The organism is Ruegeria sp. ANG-R, from assembly GCF_000813985.1.
Classification (GTDB): domain Bacteria; phylum Pseudomonadota; class Alphaproteobacteria; order Rhodobacterales; family Rhodobacteraceae; genus Ruegeria.
Genome location: NZ_JWLJ01000022.1, coordinates 1 through 17,998 on the forward strand (window position 1 = coordinate 1; position 17,998 = coordinate 17,998).

Annotated in this window: 16 protein-coding genes and 1 pseudogene; 8 read left to right on the forward strand and 9 right to left on the reverse strand. The window is 56.3% G+C overall.

Annotated elements, in window-relative coordinates:
* Nucleotides 1-142: 142 nt before the first annotated feature.
* Entirely contained in the window at nt 143-439 is a 297-nt protein-coding gene (locus RA27_RS22460; RefSeq protein ID WP_152610786.1) for a hypothetical protein, read from the forward strand.
* A 270-nt stretch (nt 440-709) separates the two neighbouring features.
* On the opposite strand, the gene RA27_RS24525 is transcribed toward RA27_RS22460, so the two are convergent.
* The 4 genes and pseudogenes from RA27_RS24525 to RA27_RS24240 form a co-directional block, all read right to left on the reverse strand.
* Nucleotides 710-886 (reverse strand): hypothetical protein, encoded by a 177-nt coding sequence (locus RA27_RS24525; protein ID WP_193746572.1) that lies wholly within the window; start codon nt 884-886, stop codon nt 710-712.
* A gap of 92 nt (nt 887-978) precedes the next feature.
* On the reverse strand, nt 979-1,584 hold the full coding sequence (locus RA27_RS24225) for a hypothetical protein (RefSeq protein WP_152610787.1): 606 nt from the start codon (nt 1,582-1,584) through the stop codon (nt 979-981).
* Nucleotides 1,581-2,716, reverse strand: a pseudogene (locus tag RA27_RS24975) (strawberry notch C-terminal domain-containing protein). Before RA27_RS24975 ends, RA27_RS24225 begins: the two are co-directional and overlap by 4 nt.
* Before the next feature lie 390 nt (nt 2,717-3,106).
* Entirely contained in the window at nt 3,107-5,212 is a 2,106-nt protein-coding gene (locus tag RA27_RS24240) for a strawberry notch-like NTP hydrolase domain-containing protein (RefSeq protein WP_193746573.1), read from the reverse strand.
* A gap of 433 nt (nt 5,213-5,645) precedes the next feature.
* On the opposite strand from RA27_RS24240, the gene RA27_RS22475 reads away from it, so the two are divergent.
* Both RA27_RS22475 and RA27_RS22480 read left to right on the forward strand, forming a co-directional pair.
* Nucleotides 5,646-5,897 (forward strand): type II toxin-antitoxin system ParD family antitoxin, encoded by a 252-nt coding sequence (locus RA27_RS22475; protein ID WP_039544374.1) that lies wholly within the window; start codon nt 5,646-5,648, stop codon nt 5,895-5,897.
* The gene (locus tag RA27_RS22480; RefSeq protein ID WP_039544377.1) at nt 5,890-6,183 is read left to right on the forward strand and encodes a type II toxin-antitoxin system RelE/ParE family toxin; all 294 of its coding nucleotides are present in this window, start codon (nt 5,890-5,892) and stop codon (nt 6,181-6,183) included. The genes RA27_RS22475 and RA27_RS22480 overlap by 8 nt, the downstream gene beginning before the upstream one ends.
* Before the next feature lie 71 nt (nt 6,184-6,254).
* On the opposite strand, the gene RA27_RS24530 is transcribed toward RA27_RS22480, so the two are convergent.
* Entirely contained in the window at nt 6,255-6,536 is a 282-nt protein-coding gene (locus RA27_RS24530) for a hypothetical protein (protein ID WP_193746574.1), read from the reverse strand.
* On the opposite strand from RA27_RS24530, the gene RA27_RS22485 reads away from it, so the two are divergent.
* On the forward strand, nt 6,535-6,840 hold the full coding sequence (locus RA27_RS22485; RefSeq protein WP_241484137.1) for a recombinase family protein: 306 nt from the start codon (nt 6,535-6,537) through the stop codon (nt 6,838-6,840). The genes RA27_RS24530 and RA27_RS22485 overlap by 2 nt on opposite strands.
* A 49-nt stretch (nt 6,841-6,889) precedes the next feature.
* On the opposite strand, the gene RA27_RS22490 is transcribed toward RA27_RS22485, so the two are convergent.
* The 4 genes from RA27_RS22490 to RA27_RS22505 form a co-directional block, all read right to left on the reverse strand.
* Nucleotides 6,890-7,153 (reverse strand): DUF6429 family protein, encoded by a 264-nt coding sequence (locus RA27_RS22490; protein ID WP_241484138.1) that lies wholly within the window; start codon nt 7,151-7,153, stop codon nt 6,890-6,892.
* Nucleotides 7,154-7,298: 145 nt separating this feature from the next.
* Complete coding sequence (locus RA27_RS22495; protein WP_039544380.1) at nt 7,299-7,481, reverse strand: hypothetical protein; 183 nt, start codon at nt 7,479-7,481, stop codon at nt 7,299-7,301.
* Nucleotides 7,478-7,717 (reverse strand): hypothetical protein, encoded by a 240-nt coding sequence (locus RA27_RS22500; RefSeq protein ID WP_152610791.1) that lies wholly within the window; start codon nt 7,715-7,717, stop codon nt 7,478-7,480. Before RA27_RS22500 ends, RA27_RS22495 begins: the two co-directional genes overlap by 4 nt.
* A gap of 1,280 nt (nt 7,718-8,997) precedes the next feature.
* On the reverse strand, nt 8,998-9,300 hold the full coding sequence (locus RA27_RS22505; RefSeq protein WP_039544385.1) for an addiction module antidote protein: 303 nt from the start codon (nt 9,298-9,300) through the stop codon (nt 8,998-9,000).
* A 1,723-nt stretch (nt 9,301-11,023) separates the two neighbouring features.
* Between RA27_RS22505 and RA27_RS22515 the strand changes: the two genes are divergently transcribed.
* From RA27_RS22515 to RA27_RS22530, 4 genes are all read left to right on the forward strand, one after another.
* Entirely contained in the window at nt 11,024-12,079 is a 1,056-nt protein-coding gene (locus RA27_RS22515; protein ID WP_241484139.1) for a TIGR03032 family protein, read from the forward strand.
* Nucleotides 12,080-12,137: 58 nt separating this feature from the next.
* Nucleotides 12,138-16,892 (forward strand): autotransporter outer membrane beta-barrel domain-containing protein, encoded by a 4,755-nt coding sequence (locus RA27_RS22520; RefSeq protein ID WP_039544391.1) that lies wholly within the window; start codon nt 12,138-12,140, stop codon nt 16,890-16,892.
* A gap of 151 nt (nt 16,893-17,043) precedes the next feature.
* Nucleotides 17,044-17,361 carry a hypothetical protein gene (locus RA27_RS22525; RefSeq protein WP_039544395.1) on the forward strand — a complete coding sequence of 106 codons (318 nt, stop codon included), beginning with the start codon at nt 17,044-17,046 and terminating at the stop codon, nt 17,359-17,361.
* Between the two features lie 74 nt (nt 17,362-17,435).
* Entirely contained in the window at nt 17,436-17,891 is a 456-nt protein-coding gene (locus tag RA27_RS22530; protein WP_052265457.1) for a DUF2809 domain-containing protein, read from the forward strand.
* Nucleotides 17,892-17,998 lie beyond the last annotated feature (107 nt).

Consider the following 17,998-nt stretch of genomic DNA (forward strand, 5'->3'; position numbering starts at 1 on the left):
TCAATGGGTCCTGACCCTAGCTTCGCAGCATGGAAGTTCGTACGAAGCTAAGCGTTATCGACGCAACCACTTACCAGAAGAAGCAAAGGCAGCTATGTGATAGCCCGCGCCATCGAAGACCTTGTTTCAGAGGACCGACAGCTTGGATTTCTTAGTAAATATAGCCGCAGTCTTGGTTATACCTATGGTATCGTTTTCCTTTTCGCGCTTCGTTGCTCGCGACGAATACGCGGATTTGCGAGCCAGCGGGCAAAAACTCAATCTGAATATGCACAACCTTCGCTCCGCATATCGGCGCAAACACGATGATCCTTTACGCGATTCACACCTACAGCTGGCAAAGATAGGTTTTGCTCACTGGATCGCTATTCCTGTGGGGTTCTCCACGGTCTTGGCTATTGGAGTGATGTTGGAACTGCTTCAAAGAAGTGCGCCGTAAACAGACTAGAACTGGCTTGGAGCCGCTGAAGCAGACTTGCGAAGGACCGGATTGGTGTCGAGTGCCGCGCCTACCAAGGAATGCTGCGTCAGCAGCAGCGAAGGTTCACTTTGTCCCGCGTTTCATCGCTACATACGTGGTGCGGCGAAAGTCAGGTTAGGATTGGTAGACCCCATTCTTGCCGATACCCATGAATCAGTCAAATCCGGTAGAAAATTCGCTGGAAGTGACAGGTAGCCAGGAACAATCATGCCTTCGGTGCCGTCTAAGCTACCCGTACTTACGTGATCGGTTGCTCATGTTGCCTTCTTCGCCCGGACGCTTGTTTCGGGTGCCCTTGATCAGTTCTTCGCCTTTCCAGTCGTTTCCGGCATCGATCGGAACCAACTCATCCTGTTTCTTTTTGCGGATGGGTTTGCGCGTAAAGTCATCGTCGCTTCTGAACATCTTGTACCACTCACTTGCCTGCAGAACTCCGGGCGGACTGTTGCGCCATTTGGCTTGAGGTTCAAGCCCGCCCGGTATCGTTCATTCCGCAGCTATCTTTGCAGCTGTTGAGATGCCGCGCCCCATGATTTCGGAAACGATGGGAACAGCGTTTTCCTCTGCGCCCGTATCCCACGGGACGAAGACCCGCAGCCGGAACTGGTGGATCTCGGTGAAGCATCCAAGCGACTGAGCCAGGGCAGCGTTTCGCGCGAGGCACCGATGAGCTCTAGGCGCATATGCCCGGCGACACGCCTCCGTGTTAGTGCGATCCCGTTGCCCAGGTCCACGGACCTATCGGTGTCGGCAATCAGGCGCAACAAATCCTCCGGGGTTGTCGCGTCGACATCCATGAACTTGCCCCGTAGCGTTGCAGCCTGCATGTCATCGATCGCGCGCCCCAGCAGCGCCGAACCGTCTTCGGACTGTACCCGGTAGATCCGCGTATTGTTGCCCGGGATATCAGTCCAGATCGGCAGAATGAGCCCGGTCAAGAGGTTCAGCTTGCGTGTCTCGGTCTCCGGCAGCGTTTCGACCTCAGCGTCCCAAAGCACTGCGAATGTGTCGGCACCGATGGGTTCCCACATGGATTTCTCGAACTGCGCTTCAGTCATGTATCCGGATTTGGCGGGCCGAACCATCTGGCGCTCAAGGATCATCCCCCGTCCCCGTCGAAGACTTGAGCAGGTCGCGGGCTGATCAGCGCGATGGAACCGGACGCCGCGTTGCGCATGGGCTGAAGCCTTGGATGGCGGTCAAGGATTGCATCAGCACCGTGATATGACAGGCTGTTCTCTATCGTCAGTGGCACAAGTGATGTGACGGCGTCGGTCTTCGGGCATCGTCTGAGCTCCTGCAGCGCGCTTGCGGTGATTTTGTCACCACGAAGGATCTCGAGACCAACAACCAACGTGCCGGCAGCAAGGGCGCGTCTGGTCGCGGTTTCGATCTTCTCCATGAACACGCCAAACAAGGCGTTCAGCATGTGGATGGGCAGAGCCAGGACACGGTTCAGAAAGCGTTGGATTGGGGGCAGTTCATCGAGCATCACACCTTCCGCCGTGGTCAGCTTCAGTCCTGTCCAGCTGCAGAACGCATCATAGCTCATCGCAGGGCAGTCGCCGCGGACAAGATCACCATAGAGGCTGCGCAAACACCCCCGGCAATTGGGCTTTCCAGATTGTCACTGGCGCGGAACATGCCTTGGCTTGCGGTTTCCCGCTGCCCCTTCGTGAGGGCGCCCAGCGTATCCAGACGCCGTGCAATCGTGGACGTGAACCGTTTCTCACCATGGACGTTACTGGTGCAAACCCGGAAGAACGGCTCGGACACTTGTGCCGCCCGATGTGTACGCCCCAGGCCCTGGATCGCGGCGTCGGCCCGCCATCCCGGCTCCAGCAGGTAGTGACGGCGGCGCGCCTGGTTCTTTGCCGACCGCGCTGCATGGTAAGAGCGCCCCGTTCCACCGGCGTCCGAGAAGATCAACAAATCCTTGTCGCCATTCATGAAGGCCCGTGTTTCGGCGGTGTTGGCGCTGGCGCTGCGCCGCTCGATACGCAGGACACCATTGGAACCCTTCACCGGCCTTTGACTGCGACCGGTAACTTCCGCCACGCTTTCCGGACCAAAGGCCCAGATGATCTGCTCAAGGGCGGATGGAACTGGCGCGAGCAGGAGGAGATCTTCGATCATCGCATCCCGCAAGGCTTCGGCCTCCCGTGATGGGACCAGCTGACCGTTTTCGTCTCGCAGGGGCTGCGACAGGACAGATCCGTCTTCCTGTTCGACCATCACCTGCTGATGCACGGGAAAGGCCTTCTCCAGATAGCTGAGACAGTAATCCTTTGGTGTGAAGATCGCCTCCGTGAGGTCCTCGTCTGGATCCAGCGTTTCCAGCCGCCGCTTCAACAGAGCTTCCCCGGTCGACACGATCTGGACCACCGGAGCCCAGCCTGTTTCGATATCCAGCCGAATGGCGTCGATGACGGACGGTGCCTTGAGCCCCTGCAGGAGGTGATTGAAAAAGCGCTGCTTCGTGCTCTCGAACGCCGACAGAAAGGCAGAGAGTGCAGCACCCGCCGCCCTGTTTGCCTCTTCTCCATCGGTCGATGTTACCCCCGTAGCTTCCAGGGCGGTCTGCAGGTTGCCATGGATCACCTTGAAGGCAGCGGCGTATGCGTCTTAGATTTCGACCTGGTCGTCCGTAAGGCTATGCTCGAGAATTTCATACTCGACGCCCTTGAAGCTGAGCGCCCGCGCCGTGTAGAGACCCAGCGCCTTCAGATCCCGCGCCACCACTTCCATTGCGGCAACACCACCGGATTCCATCGCGTTGATGAAGCTTTCACGACTTGGAAAGGCATAGTCAGCCCCCTGCCCCCACAATCCGAGCCGTGTGGCATAGGCCAGGTTCCCGACTCCCGTGGCCCCCGTTGCCGAAACATAGAGGACCCGAGCCCGGGGCAGCGCGTTCTGCAGCTGCAGGCCGGCCAGTCCTTGTTGGGATGCCGCCTTGACCCCACGGGTGCTCTTACCGCCCCAGGCATTCTGCATTTCATGGGATTCGTCGAACCCGATCACGCCTTCGAACCCCTCACCGAGCCAGCGCAGGATCTGGTCCAGTCGGCGCGCACCGCTCTGACCAACCGATCGCAGCGTCGCGTAAGTCACAAACAGGATGCCTTGTGTCAGGTTGATCTCTTCGTCGGGTTTCCAGCGGGACAGGGAGTGAATGTCGCTCTGGCCGCCGCCGATATCGGTCCAGTCGCGCACCGCATCCTCGATCAGGCTGGCTGACTTGCTGAGCCAGACTGCCTTACGCCTGCCAGCAAGCCAGTTTGCCATGACGATACCGGCGACCTGCCGACCCTTGCCGCAGCCGGTGCCGTCGCCCAGGAAGTAGCCCTGCCGAAACGCGACTGCCCCCTCTGCCTCGTCGTTGCGCAAGATGGCCCCATCCGGATCGATCAGGAACCTGCCGGGCAGATCGTTGGAGAAGCTGGTTTCAGCCATCAGCACAGTCTCCAGCTGCGCCTCGGACAACAGACCTTCTTCAACCAGTTTTTTCGGGAGCTTGATGCCATCTGTCGATGGGCATGGCGGGTAGTCCGATCCCATCGCAAGGCTTTCGACAAGTGGCGAAGGATGATCCTGTGCGCCCTCGATCTGAATACGCTGGGGGGCATAGTCGGCATAAACATCCGAGACCGGTGCATTTGTGCAGGGCTCGAAGAATATCTCGAAGTCGATCGGCGCGAGCGCGTTGGTGTCAACGCTGCTCCGGCCGGGCAACAGCATCTTTCGGCAGCCGACGGGTTTCGGAACGCGTGTGAAAGCGGCGGGTCCTGATTTAGAAGGTGCAGGAGTGGCAGGCTCGGATCGCTTCGGACAACGATCCTGGACAACGGTCAGGGCTTCGACCAGGTCGCTGCAGCTGTGTTCGATACATGCAGCCCCCTGCCCATCCGCCATCTTGTCCAGGACAAGCAGATCTGTACTGACCGAGGTCCCCATCTTCCGAAACGCAGCCCGGGGCAGATGCAGGCGCAAGACCGGCGTGGCGACAGCGCAGATCCGACGCCAGAGCCCAGCATCACCTGTCATACTGACGGAGGGAGGGACAATCGCCACCAGACGGCCACCGTCGCGAAGCGCTTTGGCCGCCGACAGGACGTGGCGCGCTGCGATCGTCTTGTCGGATCGTGTCGCACTGGAGGCAAAGGGCGGGTTCATCAGGACAACGGTTGGAGAAACACCCTCATCGATCAGGTCCGCGATGAACTCGGCGTCATGACCGGTGACAGCCTGTCCGGATGCAATGGCCAGGAGCGACCGGCGCTGATCGTCCAGTTCATTTAGGTGAAGCGTAGCGCTTGAGGCGCTTGTCATGATCGCAAGGGAACCTGTGCCGGCCGATGGTTCCAGGACAACATCGGTTTCGCAGATCAGGGCGGCCTGTGCTGCAACAAAGCTCAGATCGAGAGGCGTGCTGAACTGCTGGAGCTGCAGCTGGCGCTCGGAGCGGCGGGTTTCCGTTGGCAGGCCGGCCATCAGGGCGGTGATGCCAGCGAGTGTCTTTCGCGGATTTGCGGGATCGATCTGGATCGACCGGCCTGCTGCCACCTGCATCATGTCCAGTGCAAGACGCCAGTCCCAGGCCCCGCTGGCATCGGTTCCTCCAAAGGCGTCGGTCATGCACCTGCTCAGCTGACCGGTGTCCAGAGTGTTCGTGGCAATGAGTTTCTTGAGGGAATTGATGAGACGGCGGGTCTGTGCTGCAGGGATCATCGGTCTGTCCTTTTCCATGAAATGAAAATCGACAAAACAGAAAGCCTCCTCTTACTTTTTGGATCTCGGCTTGCCTCGGAACGGTCGGCGGCTGGACCCGGTATCATAAATCCAGATCTGTTCCCGCATGTCATGAAGGTTGATGTCCTGAGAAGGATACGCCCGCTTCAGCCGAACCTGCGCCGCCTGCCAGTCATCCGCCAGGATCAGATGTTTTCGTTTTCCAATTGCCGTCGTGGAAAATGTTACCTCGAAAATCGTACGCTCAACTCGCATTGATAGGCATCTCACATAGTTCTCTTATTGCCCCCGATCATGCCAGGCACACGGACTCTCAGCTTGCTTTGGCAATCGTTGTCAAGGCTGGGTCGCGCAAGATTAGTTGAATGCGGTGGCGAGCATGGCTATATTCAGAATGAATATGGAGAGACCGATGGCATCAACCAGCCTGACACTTGGCCCACACTGGGAACGGTTTATCAAATCGGAACTGGAAAGTGGCCGTTACACTTCGGCCAGCGAAGTCATTCGGGCCGGTCTGCGCGAACTTGAAGATAAGTCGAAATCGTTGGAAGTTTTGCGCAAGCACCTTGCCCAGGGCGCGGATCAGGCTGCGAAAGGTGTCTTTGCACCAGACTGGAGTGTAAGCGATATATTGGACAGGGCCGAGAAGCGACTTGGCTGAATTTCTGCTTACGCCTCGCGCCCTTTCTGATCTCGATGCAATTGCAGAATACACAATCGTACACTGGGGCCGGCAACAGGCTGAAACCTATATATCCGATCTTATCAGCCGAATGGAATGGCTTGCCGCCGACCCAAATCTGGGCACGCCAAGGGATGAGGTAGCACCGGGGTATCGCAGTTTTCCGCAAGGACAGCATGTACTGTTCTATCTTGTAGATCAGGATCATATCGCTATTATCGGCATCCCCCACAAATCTATGGACATAGAAGCGCATCTGATCTGATGTCGTGTGTCTCTTCTGACGAAGGTCGTATGCAGGCCACGCCTGGATAGCACGGCCTGCTGTTCGTTGCCTTACTCCGCTGCCATCAGAGTGGTTGCCGCTTCGACGTCAGCAGGGTTCTGATTGGATTGATCGTCAACCGCATCTGCCTCCACCGCTTCATGCTGCATCACTCCAGGCGCCCAATTTGTGACCGCTTCCCGTTGGAGATCTGTCAGAGTGGCGAACGGCTCCGAAAACAGCTTGCTCATATAGCCGACCAGCTTCGATTTCTGGGGTCGATTTGGGAAGGGGGCGAAATAGGGCGCTACACTGAACCAGATGGCAGGTTGGAACGTCTCGGTTGTGGCCATGAGCGGCATGACCTTTGAACTCGCCACACCTCACGGACGGATGATGGCCACTATGCTGGCTGGGATCGCGCAGTTCGAGCGCGATCTCCTCAGCGAACGGGTCAAATCTGGCCTCGCAGCCGCCCGTGCGCGGGGCAAGAAGCTCGGCCGCCAACCTGGCCAACGCCCAAAATCCGACAAGCTTGCACCACAAGTCATTCAGGCCGTTGCTGACGGACGCTCCTATCGCTGGATCGCACGAGATCTTGGCATCAACAAAAATACCGTCACCGAAATCATAAAACGCCATCGGAAATCATCGTGATGCCGTAACTTGAACATCCCGGGGAATGGGTCGCCGGATGCTGTCGGCATCATTGGCCGGATACGTCTGGATTGCGCAATCTCACAAACAGAGCGTGAAATACTTCTTCCGCCTTCGCCAAACCTTCATCCGTCAAAACAACCGATTTGGCTTTGTTCACCGGATCATAGATCATGCCCCGTTCGAACAATCGATCCAATACGTCCCAGTCATGTCCCTTCCAGGCCCGCCGTCCATCATGAAGCGTAAGCCACAACAGACCGAGAACGGCCTCGTCAATCCGATCTGTGTCCATATCCATAAGCACGATCATGCCAGAAGATGCTCCCAGGCGCGATGAAAATAAGTGCCAAAATCGCTTAGCGCCCTATTTCGCCCCCTTCCCAAATCGACCCCAAGCTATCAGCTTGCTCACGCGTCCAACTCCCGTGCCACTTTCATCAGTTCCAGTTCGATGGTCACACGTTCGACCAAATCTTGTAGCTCTTCAGAGGTGCATCCAGCATCTGCATGGCTGCATCACCACTGCGCTCGATCCAAACCCGGCCATCCGGGTTCAGAATGATTTCCGAAAGGCGCGGATCGGAGAGCAGTTGCTCCCCGAACACGCGATTCAAGGTGCTTTGAAGATGCCGGCTCATCGGCTGATGCTCCGATCACCCCTGGCCCGGTCTTCCCGTTCGAGACGCCGACGCTCCTGAACCTCCGGGTCACGATCGATCTGACGATCGATGTTCTTCACATCCCAGGCCTTCCGGGTGACATTGACGCGCTCCGGCTCATCCGTCTCCGGGTTCCTGCGCGATCGGGTGACTTCCTCTTTCCCCGCTTCTACAAAGGTAGCCTTGTCCCCGATCTTGATGTTGTTCCGGGTCATCTGGTCCTGCAGCGCAGTACCCCAGATCCGCCCAGGCGCGTCCTTGCCCTCAACCTTCATATCAACATAGTAGGATTGTGGCTGCAGACTAGGGCTTTCTTAGGCGCTTCGGTTTATCCCATGCCATCGCAATGCAGGCACTTGGAAACGCAATCCTGAACCGCGCCCTAAGTATTACAGAATGCACATTCGATTGTGTCTGTCGTGGTCATCGTGGTTTTTCCTTTGTTGTTTTTGAGCGCGTTCCTGCACCTTTTTTCTACACTCAAGTTACCACGATAAGGCATTGTAATCCCGCTATTTGTTTGCATTTCCAGCAGATTGTTTGCATGCATTACCCCCTTACCCCAGCTTTTTTGATGCCCAAGATGAGGGAGCGCACGGCCCGCTTCATCGGGCCAATCAAACCATGAGACAGCTCGCTCCACGCGGTCTCAAGTTGAAAGACGTTGCCCCACTTTCCCCCGATCAGGCTTTCTCGTCGGCCGTCGGATCGGTCGCGCGTAAAGCCGTCTGGTACGGGGGGCGGCGACGGACAACGGGACCGTGGAATAAATGGGAGGACCCGCGGGGGGGAACCGTTTATGCCGCGAAAGCCTGTTGGTCGGTGACGAACCCTGCGGCAGGTAAGGCGGCGCGGCCGAACTGATGGCTGACGACTGGCAGGAGATCTCGGGACAATTCGATACGGCGACGAATCCCACCGGAGCGAAAGCTCTATGGGAACGATCGCCCCCAACATTAGCGTGGCCTGCTCCCCTGCTGACAAATTTGTGAACAACCAGAGGGCTCCAAGCGCCCAATGGCTCTGGATTCAGAGCGGATATTGGATCAGTCTCCCACCAGTGGCACAGATTGGGATGGTGAAAGCCACCGAATGAATTGGATTGCTTTTTCGCAATCTTTGCAATCCAGTTCGCGCCCCGCCCGGTTCACTCGATTTCTCCGGGCGGGGCGAATGCCCTCGTCACCTCCCAAAAAGATCAAGCCGCCGCGGCTACGCGGCGCTGCGATTGTTCGGGCGCTGGTCCGAGTTTTCCAGGCAGTGCTTTTTCGACTTCGGGAGAAATTGACTTGACCGAAGCAGGCCGTAAGCCATGCACTCCCAACCTGCGTGAGCGTAGGGCTGTGGACAACTCGTACCAGTGCCAGGAAAAAACCCCGGCTCACGTGGAACCGGGGCAAGGTGATTGGCACGACCACAAACGCGCCAACAGGGAATAAGATTAGCTATTTGGGATGTGATTTGATCTCCAAACAACCGAAGTATGCTCACCTGCTCATTTTGTTTGGGTTGCTGCGGCCATATCGGCCCGAACGGTCACGCCAAGCGCGCTCAACACGCTCGTCAAAGCGCTAAGGCGCGGATCGCCGTCTTTGCTCAAGGCCTTATGAAGCGCCTCTCTGGTTTCGCCTGAATCTCTGGAAAGCTGTGTCATGCCGCGCGCACGAGCAATGATACCGAGCGCGTGTGCAATGTAGTGAGGATCACCGCTTTCAAAGGCATCATTGAGAAGCACAGCTTGGCTTTCTGCGTCTCCCAGATATTCGACGGCATCAAATGGTGTTGTTTCAATAGTCATGGTCAGACCTCCTGCGCCATTTTGAGCGCGCTCTTGATATCCCGCGTCTGACTGTGTTTGTCGCCGCCGCCAGACAACAGAATGACGACGGTTTGGCCGCGTTTCACGAAGTACACGCGTTACCCCGGCCCGTAGTCGATGTGAAGCTCGCCAATCCCGTCAAAGTTTTTCACGTCTCCCATCAGGCCAACTTCCAGACGGGCAATGCGAGTTGCGATCCGTGCGACGCTGCGTTGGTCCCTCAGACTTGCGAGCTAGCTTTGGAACTCGGGTGTATGCGAACTTCAAATATGTGTAATTTATAGTTCACATCAGGAATGTGGCCAAGGATTGTATCCTAAAATTCACAGTTCTCAGTCGATGTGCGTGTGGGGCATCGCCACCCGAAGACCGCGGCACCTGTGACGCGGTAGCCAATCCGGCGACTTTTGCACCGGCTTCAGCAGGCTTGTCCTCGGCGGGACTGTTGAGTTATTCGAGGGTGTCGGAGTTGGGTTATGTAAATTCTCTGGATCACACTGCTTCAAACAACTGGTTGATGATATGGCCACGTGAGTTATGATAAAAAAAATCGGATGCGGCAGGCTGCGCGATGATTCAGATCTGGCACGCCAAATGAACCAGAGTGAACATTGCAGTCGTTTCTGGTGAAGGCTTGGGTGTTGGCCTCGAACGCTGGTCAATAGGCTTCCCAACGGTGCGTCAGATAATTATCGTCGGTTTTCTTGGGACCAAATTCGGAAGGCTAAATCCAACCCGCAAGCAGTCATGACCCCGTTTTCAAGACATCGCAAAGCTACAAGGCTGTTTCCGCTGACGTTCACAAAGGTGTTTGGATTTGTTTCAAATGTTGCCCCCGCTGTCTGGCGCGCCTATGTCGCAGGTCCGGCTACACCGATAGCCGCTCACTCTTGACCGCCACAGCGCGCAGATGCCGTTGACCCCCTTGGCTCTGCATTCACCCTCCTCCCCGTCTCGGATGGCGCTGTGGCGGTCCACTCGCCTGAACTGACCAAATTTGCTTTGTTGTTTCGAACTAAACAACCGGTACTAGTGTATGTAGATTTCCAAGGTTTTCTTATGAGTTTAGGCGTTCTAGGTGGGTATCTGCATCTCACCAGCATGCTAGATGAAGCGGTCAGGTTCGCGAACCGCAAAGAAAGGTTTTGGCGTCGGTCAAAGTAGAAATCGCATACTGATTGCTTCAGTATTGATTGGCCGGGCTCGTTCCGGCAGTGGCCGCTCTCGCATTCGGCACTTCTCCTCAATGGTCTCTCTCACTTCTCTTGTTGAGACAGGCTGACCCGCGGCACACGTACCGTTTGCTACGTCGATTTTGATGCCAGCCATCGTATTTTTCCCCGTTACGGGTTTTTCGCCCCTCGTTAACCAAACGTAACATGGTAACAAAAACATCTGGAGTGAATGGTTTGGGGTTTGTTGCAGGCGACGAAAGTTATCCTTTAACGCAATGGAGTTGGCCGCGGATTTACCGACCTCTGCGTGGTGTTTGGTTCTCTCTATTTTGTGAACGTTGGCGGTATGTACCATATTGAGATTTGCCCTTAGGTAAACTTCTGGCTTCGTGGTTTGAAGTTGGGTTCGGTGCGGGTTTTTTGCGCCGATGGTTAACAATTGATGAAGAGTGAGTGCTGCGCAAATGTCCGCTAGAGCGACTGATAAGGTTGATACCGATCTCTCTGATGGGTCTTCGGGTGCTGGAGTGGAGGACCCTCAGAAGGTCGACTATTCTGCATCTCCGGGATTGGCGACACGGTTGCGTGAGCTGGGAGCGTCCCTGGCGTTTTCGTCTTATCAATCGGGATTGCTGTATCTGGTTGGCGCCAAGCCCGAAGGTGGGATCAACATTCACCAGATGGGCTTTTCGCGCCCGATGGGCCTGCATCGACATGGCGATCACGGATTGTCCCTGGCGGCGGATGCCCAGATCCTGCACTTGCAGAATGTGCTGGAGCCCAACGAGCGGATGAACACTCTGTTTGATGCTGCGTTTGTGCCTCGACAAAGCGAGTTTACCGGGCAGCTGGATCTGCATGATCTGGGGATTGATACGGAAGGCCGCTCGCTCTTCGTCAACACCCGGTACAATTGCCTTGCGCGGCCCGATCCGCGCCACAGCTTCCGGGAGGTTTGGCGCCCCCCGTTTATCTCCGCGCTGGTGGATGAGGACCGCTGCCACCTGAATGGGCTTGCGATGGAAGGCGGACGGCCACGCTATGTCACGGCAGTCAGCCGGTCGGATACGATTGACGGCTGGCGCGACAGGCGCGCGGATGGCGGGATCATCATCGATGTGGAGACGAACGATATCGTTTGCGAGGGGCTCTCGATGCCCCATTCCCCGCGCCTGCATGAAGGGCGCCTCTGGGTATTGAACTCAGGCTGTGGTGAACTGGGGACGGTCGAGTTTGAGGGCGATGGCAAGGGTCGTTTTGAACCTCAGGTGTTCTGCCCCGGCTTCACACGCGGACTGGCTTTGCATGGCCGGTTTGCTTTCGTGGGCCTGTCCAAGCCGCGTTACAAGAGGTTTGAAGGCCTGGCTCTGGATGACCGGCTGGCGGAGGCGGACAGCAGCCCCTGGTGCGGGTTCCAGATTATTGATCTTGAGCGCAAGGCCTGTGTCGACTGGCTGCGGATCGATGGGGCTGTTGCAGAGCTTTACGATCTTGAGCTGCTGCCAGGTCATCTGTGCCCGATGGCCATAGCGCCTGGCACGGCTGAGGCGAGAACCCTGATTACGCTACCGCGAGAGACCTGACGCCCACCGGGCGGTGTTGACCTTTTACGAGTGATTTTTGACATACGGGACGGAAGAGATGGACAAGACGACAGGCAAGCCAATACGGCCGCACTTTGAGACCCTGCTGCTGCGCGGCGGTCGGATGACCAAATACAAGGGACAGGTGGTGAGCTACGCGCCCTCACTTGGGCGGGTCCTGTCGGGCGCATCGGCGGCTGCACTTGGCGCGGCTCTCTCCCTCGCAGGCAGTTCCGCTCACGCAGGTAGCTGCGTGGATACCGGCGGTGGTAACTTCGTCTGCTCCGGGCCTGCTGATCCTGGGACAGACACAGGGGTTGATTTAACTGCTGCTGGAAGTGCACTGACAATTACCACGGAACCTGGGTTTGGCATTGATTTACCCGCGCCTGGAGTGGCCAACGCGCTGAATTTACAAGCCGATAGTATCACCTTCACGGACAACAACAATTCTCTGATCAGAGCCGCAACCCCCTATTCGGCGATATCTGCGCGAACCAATAGGGGCGGTGGCCCGCTTTCCATTACCACCACTGGTTCGGTTGAGGGCGCTGGTGGCCTTATTGCGTCGCACAATAGTGGCGGTGCGCTTACACTCAACGTTGCCGATGTGAACGGCAGAGATGGTGTTGGCATTTCTACGGAAAGTACCGCGACAAGTACAGACCTTGTGATCACCGCAACCGGTGCAATTGCGGGCGGCGGCGGGATAATTTCGAACCATTATGGACGTGGTGATCTGTCCATCACTACTGTGAATGTTACCGGCACCAGCGGTCAAGGCATCCACGCCTATATTCCCCGGGGCGGCTACTTTTTAGACTCCACTCTTTCCATCACGTCGACAGGATCGATTGTGGGGACAACGGGTATCACAGCAGGCATGTATCAATTTGACAACGATGACAGTGACGTGATCATTGATGTAAGACATGTCACCGGAACCGACGGTGATGGCATCGTTGCATACAACTCAAATAGAAGCGACTTAATTTCTGTGAGCTCTAGCGGCGTCGTTGAAGGCCACACTGGCATAAACGTGCTTAACATCGGCGATGGAAGCACAGTCATCAATGCCGTTGATGTCATCGGAACCAATGGAGATGGTATTTATGCGCGCACTAGAAATTATCCTTATTCAGCGGAATTTATGATTACGACGACCGGTGATGTCAGTGGCAGCAACCGCGGTATTTTTGCTGAGAATATCAGAAACGGGGCGACTGTGATACGTGCCGAAGGTGATGTGACGAGTGTCGGCGCGGAAGGGATACGCGCAATTGCACGGAGAGGGGCTTCAATCACGACGAACGGCATTGTAAGCGGCGGAACAAGAGGAATTTCAGCGAACGCAGCCGGGGGAGCAACAATCGAGGCCCGGGATGTAACAGGATCCACTGCAGAAGGGATTTTTGCGGAAGGGGGCGGTCATTTTGTCATCACTTCGACTGGAACAGTTGAAGGAACTTCCGGCATAGTTGCGAGCCAGCGCGGATATGGTGACGTAATAATCAACGCTGCAGATGTAGTTGGCACCGCGGAGAATGGCATTCGTGCGACGAACACCGACGATAGTCTGAGCCTCACGATCAATTCAACCGGATCAATCAGCGGTGCGACAAGAGGTATATATGCCACCCATAACGGCAGTGAAGCGCTAACTATTAACGCTGCTGATGTAACCGGAACCAGCGACGAAGGCATTTTGGCAACCAATAGCGTTGATGGCACAGACCTTTCAATCACGACGACTGGTGCGGTCATCGGTGGAACACGGGGCATAAACGCGCAAAACGATGGCTCTGGTGCTCTGACCATTAATGCCGCTGATGTCAGTGGTGAGATTCTTGCGCAAAATGGGGCCTATGGCTCGCCTCGTGGGACGGACATCTCCATCACGACCAGCGGAATTGTGCAAGTTACCGGGCCAACCCGTGGAACTTCAACGGCCAATTATAGCGGGATTGTGGCAAGCAACAATGGCAGCGGCAATGTAACAATCAACACAGAAGGTGAAGTTACTTCTGGCAACGTGGGGATTTCCTCTAACAACGCAGGCCGGGACACGTTGATAACGACAAATGCGAACGTTACCGGTGGCAGAACTGGGATTGTTGCAGGGGGCGGCAATGGTACAGTGACAATCGAGGCAAACGGCGATGTCGTTGGGATCGACTACAATGGGATTACTTCAAATTCCGTTATGGATACCGAAATGTCGATCACTGTGAGTGGGGAAGTGCGAGGATGGAGCAGAGGCATCTCTGTATATAATGGTGCTGCTGGCGCAGGCGCAGTTACAATTAATGCGGCGGCTGTTACCGGAAGATATCGCGAAGGTATTACGGTTCTAAACCGCGGCACAGATGTTTCGATCACCACCTCTGGCGCAGTAAGTGGGGGTGGGGTTTTCTATGGAAGACCTTATGCATATCAAGGGATTGAAGTGCAAAACTACGGCACTGGTTCCGTAACGATCGATGCCGTTGATGTGACCGGCACGGATGACGGCATTGATGCCTACAATTCGGCATTGGGCACGAGCATTGAGATCAGCGCGCGTAATGTGACGGGCGCTGTACACGGGATTGAGGCGCGCAATTTTGGCAGGGCCGGGCTGACTGTTACGGCGACGGGTGACGTGACGGGCGGCACGGGTGACGGGATCAACACCTATAACAGCGCCAATGATGTTACGGCCTCGACCAATATCTACCGTGCGGCTGGGACAACAACGTCCGGGGCGATCGGGATCAACGCGGATAATGCCGGCGGTTCCCTGACCATCACCGCGCTTGGAACAACGATTGGCACGGCAACAAATGGCATCAATGCGGTCAACCAGGCGACAGGTACGGCACTGACGATTACGGCCAACGATGTGGCCGGTCAGACAAATGGTATTTTTGCCGATAACAGCGGGACCGGGGATTCGTCCGTAATGGTGATGGGGAATGTTGTTGGCGGCACGGCTTATGGTATCGCAACCTCCACCGGAGCCGGCGGGATGACCGATATCACGCTGGACGCCGGTGCAGCCGTCAGCTCGGCAGCCGGGCTTGGGATCAGCAATGATGCCGGAGACAGCACGGTCACGTCGAACACAGGGTCCTCGGTTGCTGGTGTCATCTCACTGGGCGATGGCTCGGATAACCTTGTCTTTGCAGGCGGTGACTTTTCCGGGGTAACCCTGTTTGACGGCGGCGATGACAGCGATGTGGCTGACGGGTTTATCGACACCCTCACCTTTGCCGGCTCAAGCGGCCTGGTGGCCGGGGCCAATGTTGTCAATTGGGAAGAGGTTGTTATCGACGCAGGCTCTACGATCGGCTTCTCGGACGATATGCTGACGGTTCCGGAGCTCAGGGTGAACAGCGGCGGCACATTGCTTGGCAGCACCGGAATACTTACCGTTACCGGCAATGTGACCAATGGCGGGTTGATTAACCTGGCGAACACTTCGACAGCGGACCGGTTGGTGGTCACGGGCAATTTCACCGGTACAGACGGCACGGTGAACGTGGATGTCGACTTTGCAACCGATCAGTCAGATATACTGGAGATTGGCGGGGATACCGGCGGAACAACACGGATCGCCGTCAACAACATCAGCACCGGTGAAGCAACGGGCAATGACATTCTGGTTGTGGATGTGACGGGGACGTCGTCTGCCGGAGATTTCGAACTCGCCAGCGGTCCGGTTGAGGCAGGCGTGTTTGCCTATGATCTGGAACAGCAGGGCAACGACTTCTTCCTTGCCGGGTTTGAAGACCCGGGCCTTGGTCCGGACCCGGACCCGGGATCGGAAGCCCTCTCCAGAGCCGGTGCGGTGTATCAGGCCTTGCCGGGGGTTCTGCTGGACGGGTTTGTTGGTCTTGAGACACTGCGCCAGCGGATTGGCGGGCGGCGGTTCTTCAGCCTGGATGATCAGGCCGGGGACACAGGAACGCTCAGTTTCGCGGGGGTGGAGGCCCTGGAGAACCGCGATAGCGGGCTCTGGTTGCGTATCCATGGCGGTACAAGCGATGTGACGTCTCGGGACGCCGGAGCTGACTATTCCTATGACAGCAATATCGTGAAGTTCCAGGCAGGGCTTGATTCAGAGCAATACGCATCGGCAAATGGCAGCTGGGTGTTCGGGCTGTTTGCAGAATATGGAACCGTGGATGCCTCGGTTACAAACTTCCTTGGCAGCGCAGGCAATATTGATGCGGACGGCTATGGCCTGGGGGCCACGGCGACCTGGTACGGCAACAATGATATCTATGTCGATGTGACCGGCCGGATCAACTGGATTGAAAGCGACCTTACGTCGAACTCACAAGGCCGTCTGGTCAGGGATCATTCTTCGGTGGCCTATGGCGTGAGTATCGAAGGGGGGTATCGCCACGCGATCGATGGCAACCGGACCTTGATCCCGCAGGCGCAACTGGCCTGGGGGGGACTGGACGGCAACAGCCTGACGGACAGTCAGGACAATGACATCGATATCGGCCATAACGACCGGCTTGTTGGCCGGCTTGGGTTGGCCTATGAATACGCGTTTCCCGATGTCGACCGGGGGCTTCGGGACGCCTATGTGATCGGCAATATCCTGCATGACTTTGACGGCTCCACATCCGTTGTTGGCAACGGCGCGACCCTCAACGGTGGCGCGGAAACAACCCAATGGGAGGTTGGCTTTGGCGGAGACATCGTGCTGAGTGAGACAGCCTCACTCTATGGCGAAGCCTCCTATCGCAATACATTCGGCGGAAGCGGCGATGACCGTCAGGGATACCACATCAACGTCGGAATGGCCATCGCATGGTAAAATAACAACAATATGCAAGCGATAGAGGGATGGCCGACAAGCGAAGCGTCGCCGTCGCCGTCGCCGTCGCCGTCGCCGTCGTCTCGAGACATTTGACAAAACCAAACGACATTCAAGTCTTTCTCACCTGAAACAATAGGATGAAACTCCGATGAAATCGTACATTACCCTGGCCATTCTCGCAGCCGGCGCGATTGCCATTTATATGACGGGCCCGAGCGTGTTGATGGGTGGCCCGTCTTACAGCGAAATCGAACGCGTCAGCCGTGAAGCGATGCGATCTTCAGCTCCAACTACGTCGATTGCGGCCACCGCCAGCAATGCAGATGTGACGCCCAAGGGGTTTTGCAACAAAGCTGGCGATACATTTGCCTGTATTGTCGAAGTCGTCGCAGAAGGACAGCCCCCCAAGACTTTTGTCACTGAACTTCGCAAAGACGAAAATGGCAATTGGGTGGCAGCGCAATGAGGGCATTTCTCATGCACCTGTAACGGCAGGTGCAAAGTGTGTTTTCATAAGCTAAACAAGAGCGTGGCAACCCGATGCCAGAGGTCCGTTTTTCAATTCGCCATTTTGTAGCCGCCCTGCTGCTCTTCACGGTGCTGGTCGTGATTGCCATGTTCGTACGCGATTCATTTGTGCGCCCGTTTGTGGGTGACGCAATAGTCGTAACTTTCCTATACTGTCTCGTCGGTTCTGTTTTCGGAACCTCAAATCCCACCAAACTTGCTCTAACGGTTGTTCTGTTTTCTTTTGCCATTGAATTCATGCAATATTTCGAGGTGCTTAGTTTGATGGGGTTGAATGGCTACCCAGCCCTGCGGGTTGTTTTTGGCGCGACCTTCGATTGGATGGATTTGATCTCATATTCTCTGGGAGGATGTGCTGCGGCGGCCTTGGAAGTCACAACCATGCGCGAAACTAAATTTCGACCGCTTTGGCAACACCAGAGCAGAACCGTCCGAGAGCAGAGCAACAGAACGGGCCCAAAAAAATGACTAACGAGGGAATTCTGACGCTCTGTTTACGGGGGTGCTTGCACAACGGCATCAGAAAAAACAACATTCACCCCCCTGTCCGCGCCTGGTCATATTTGTCTGATTTT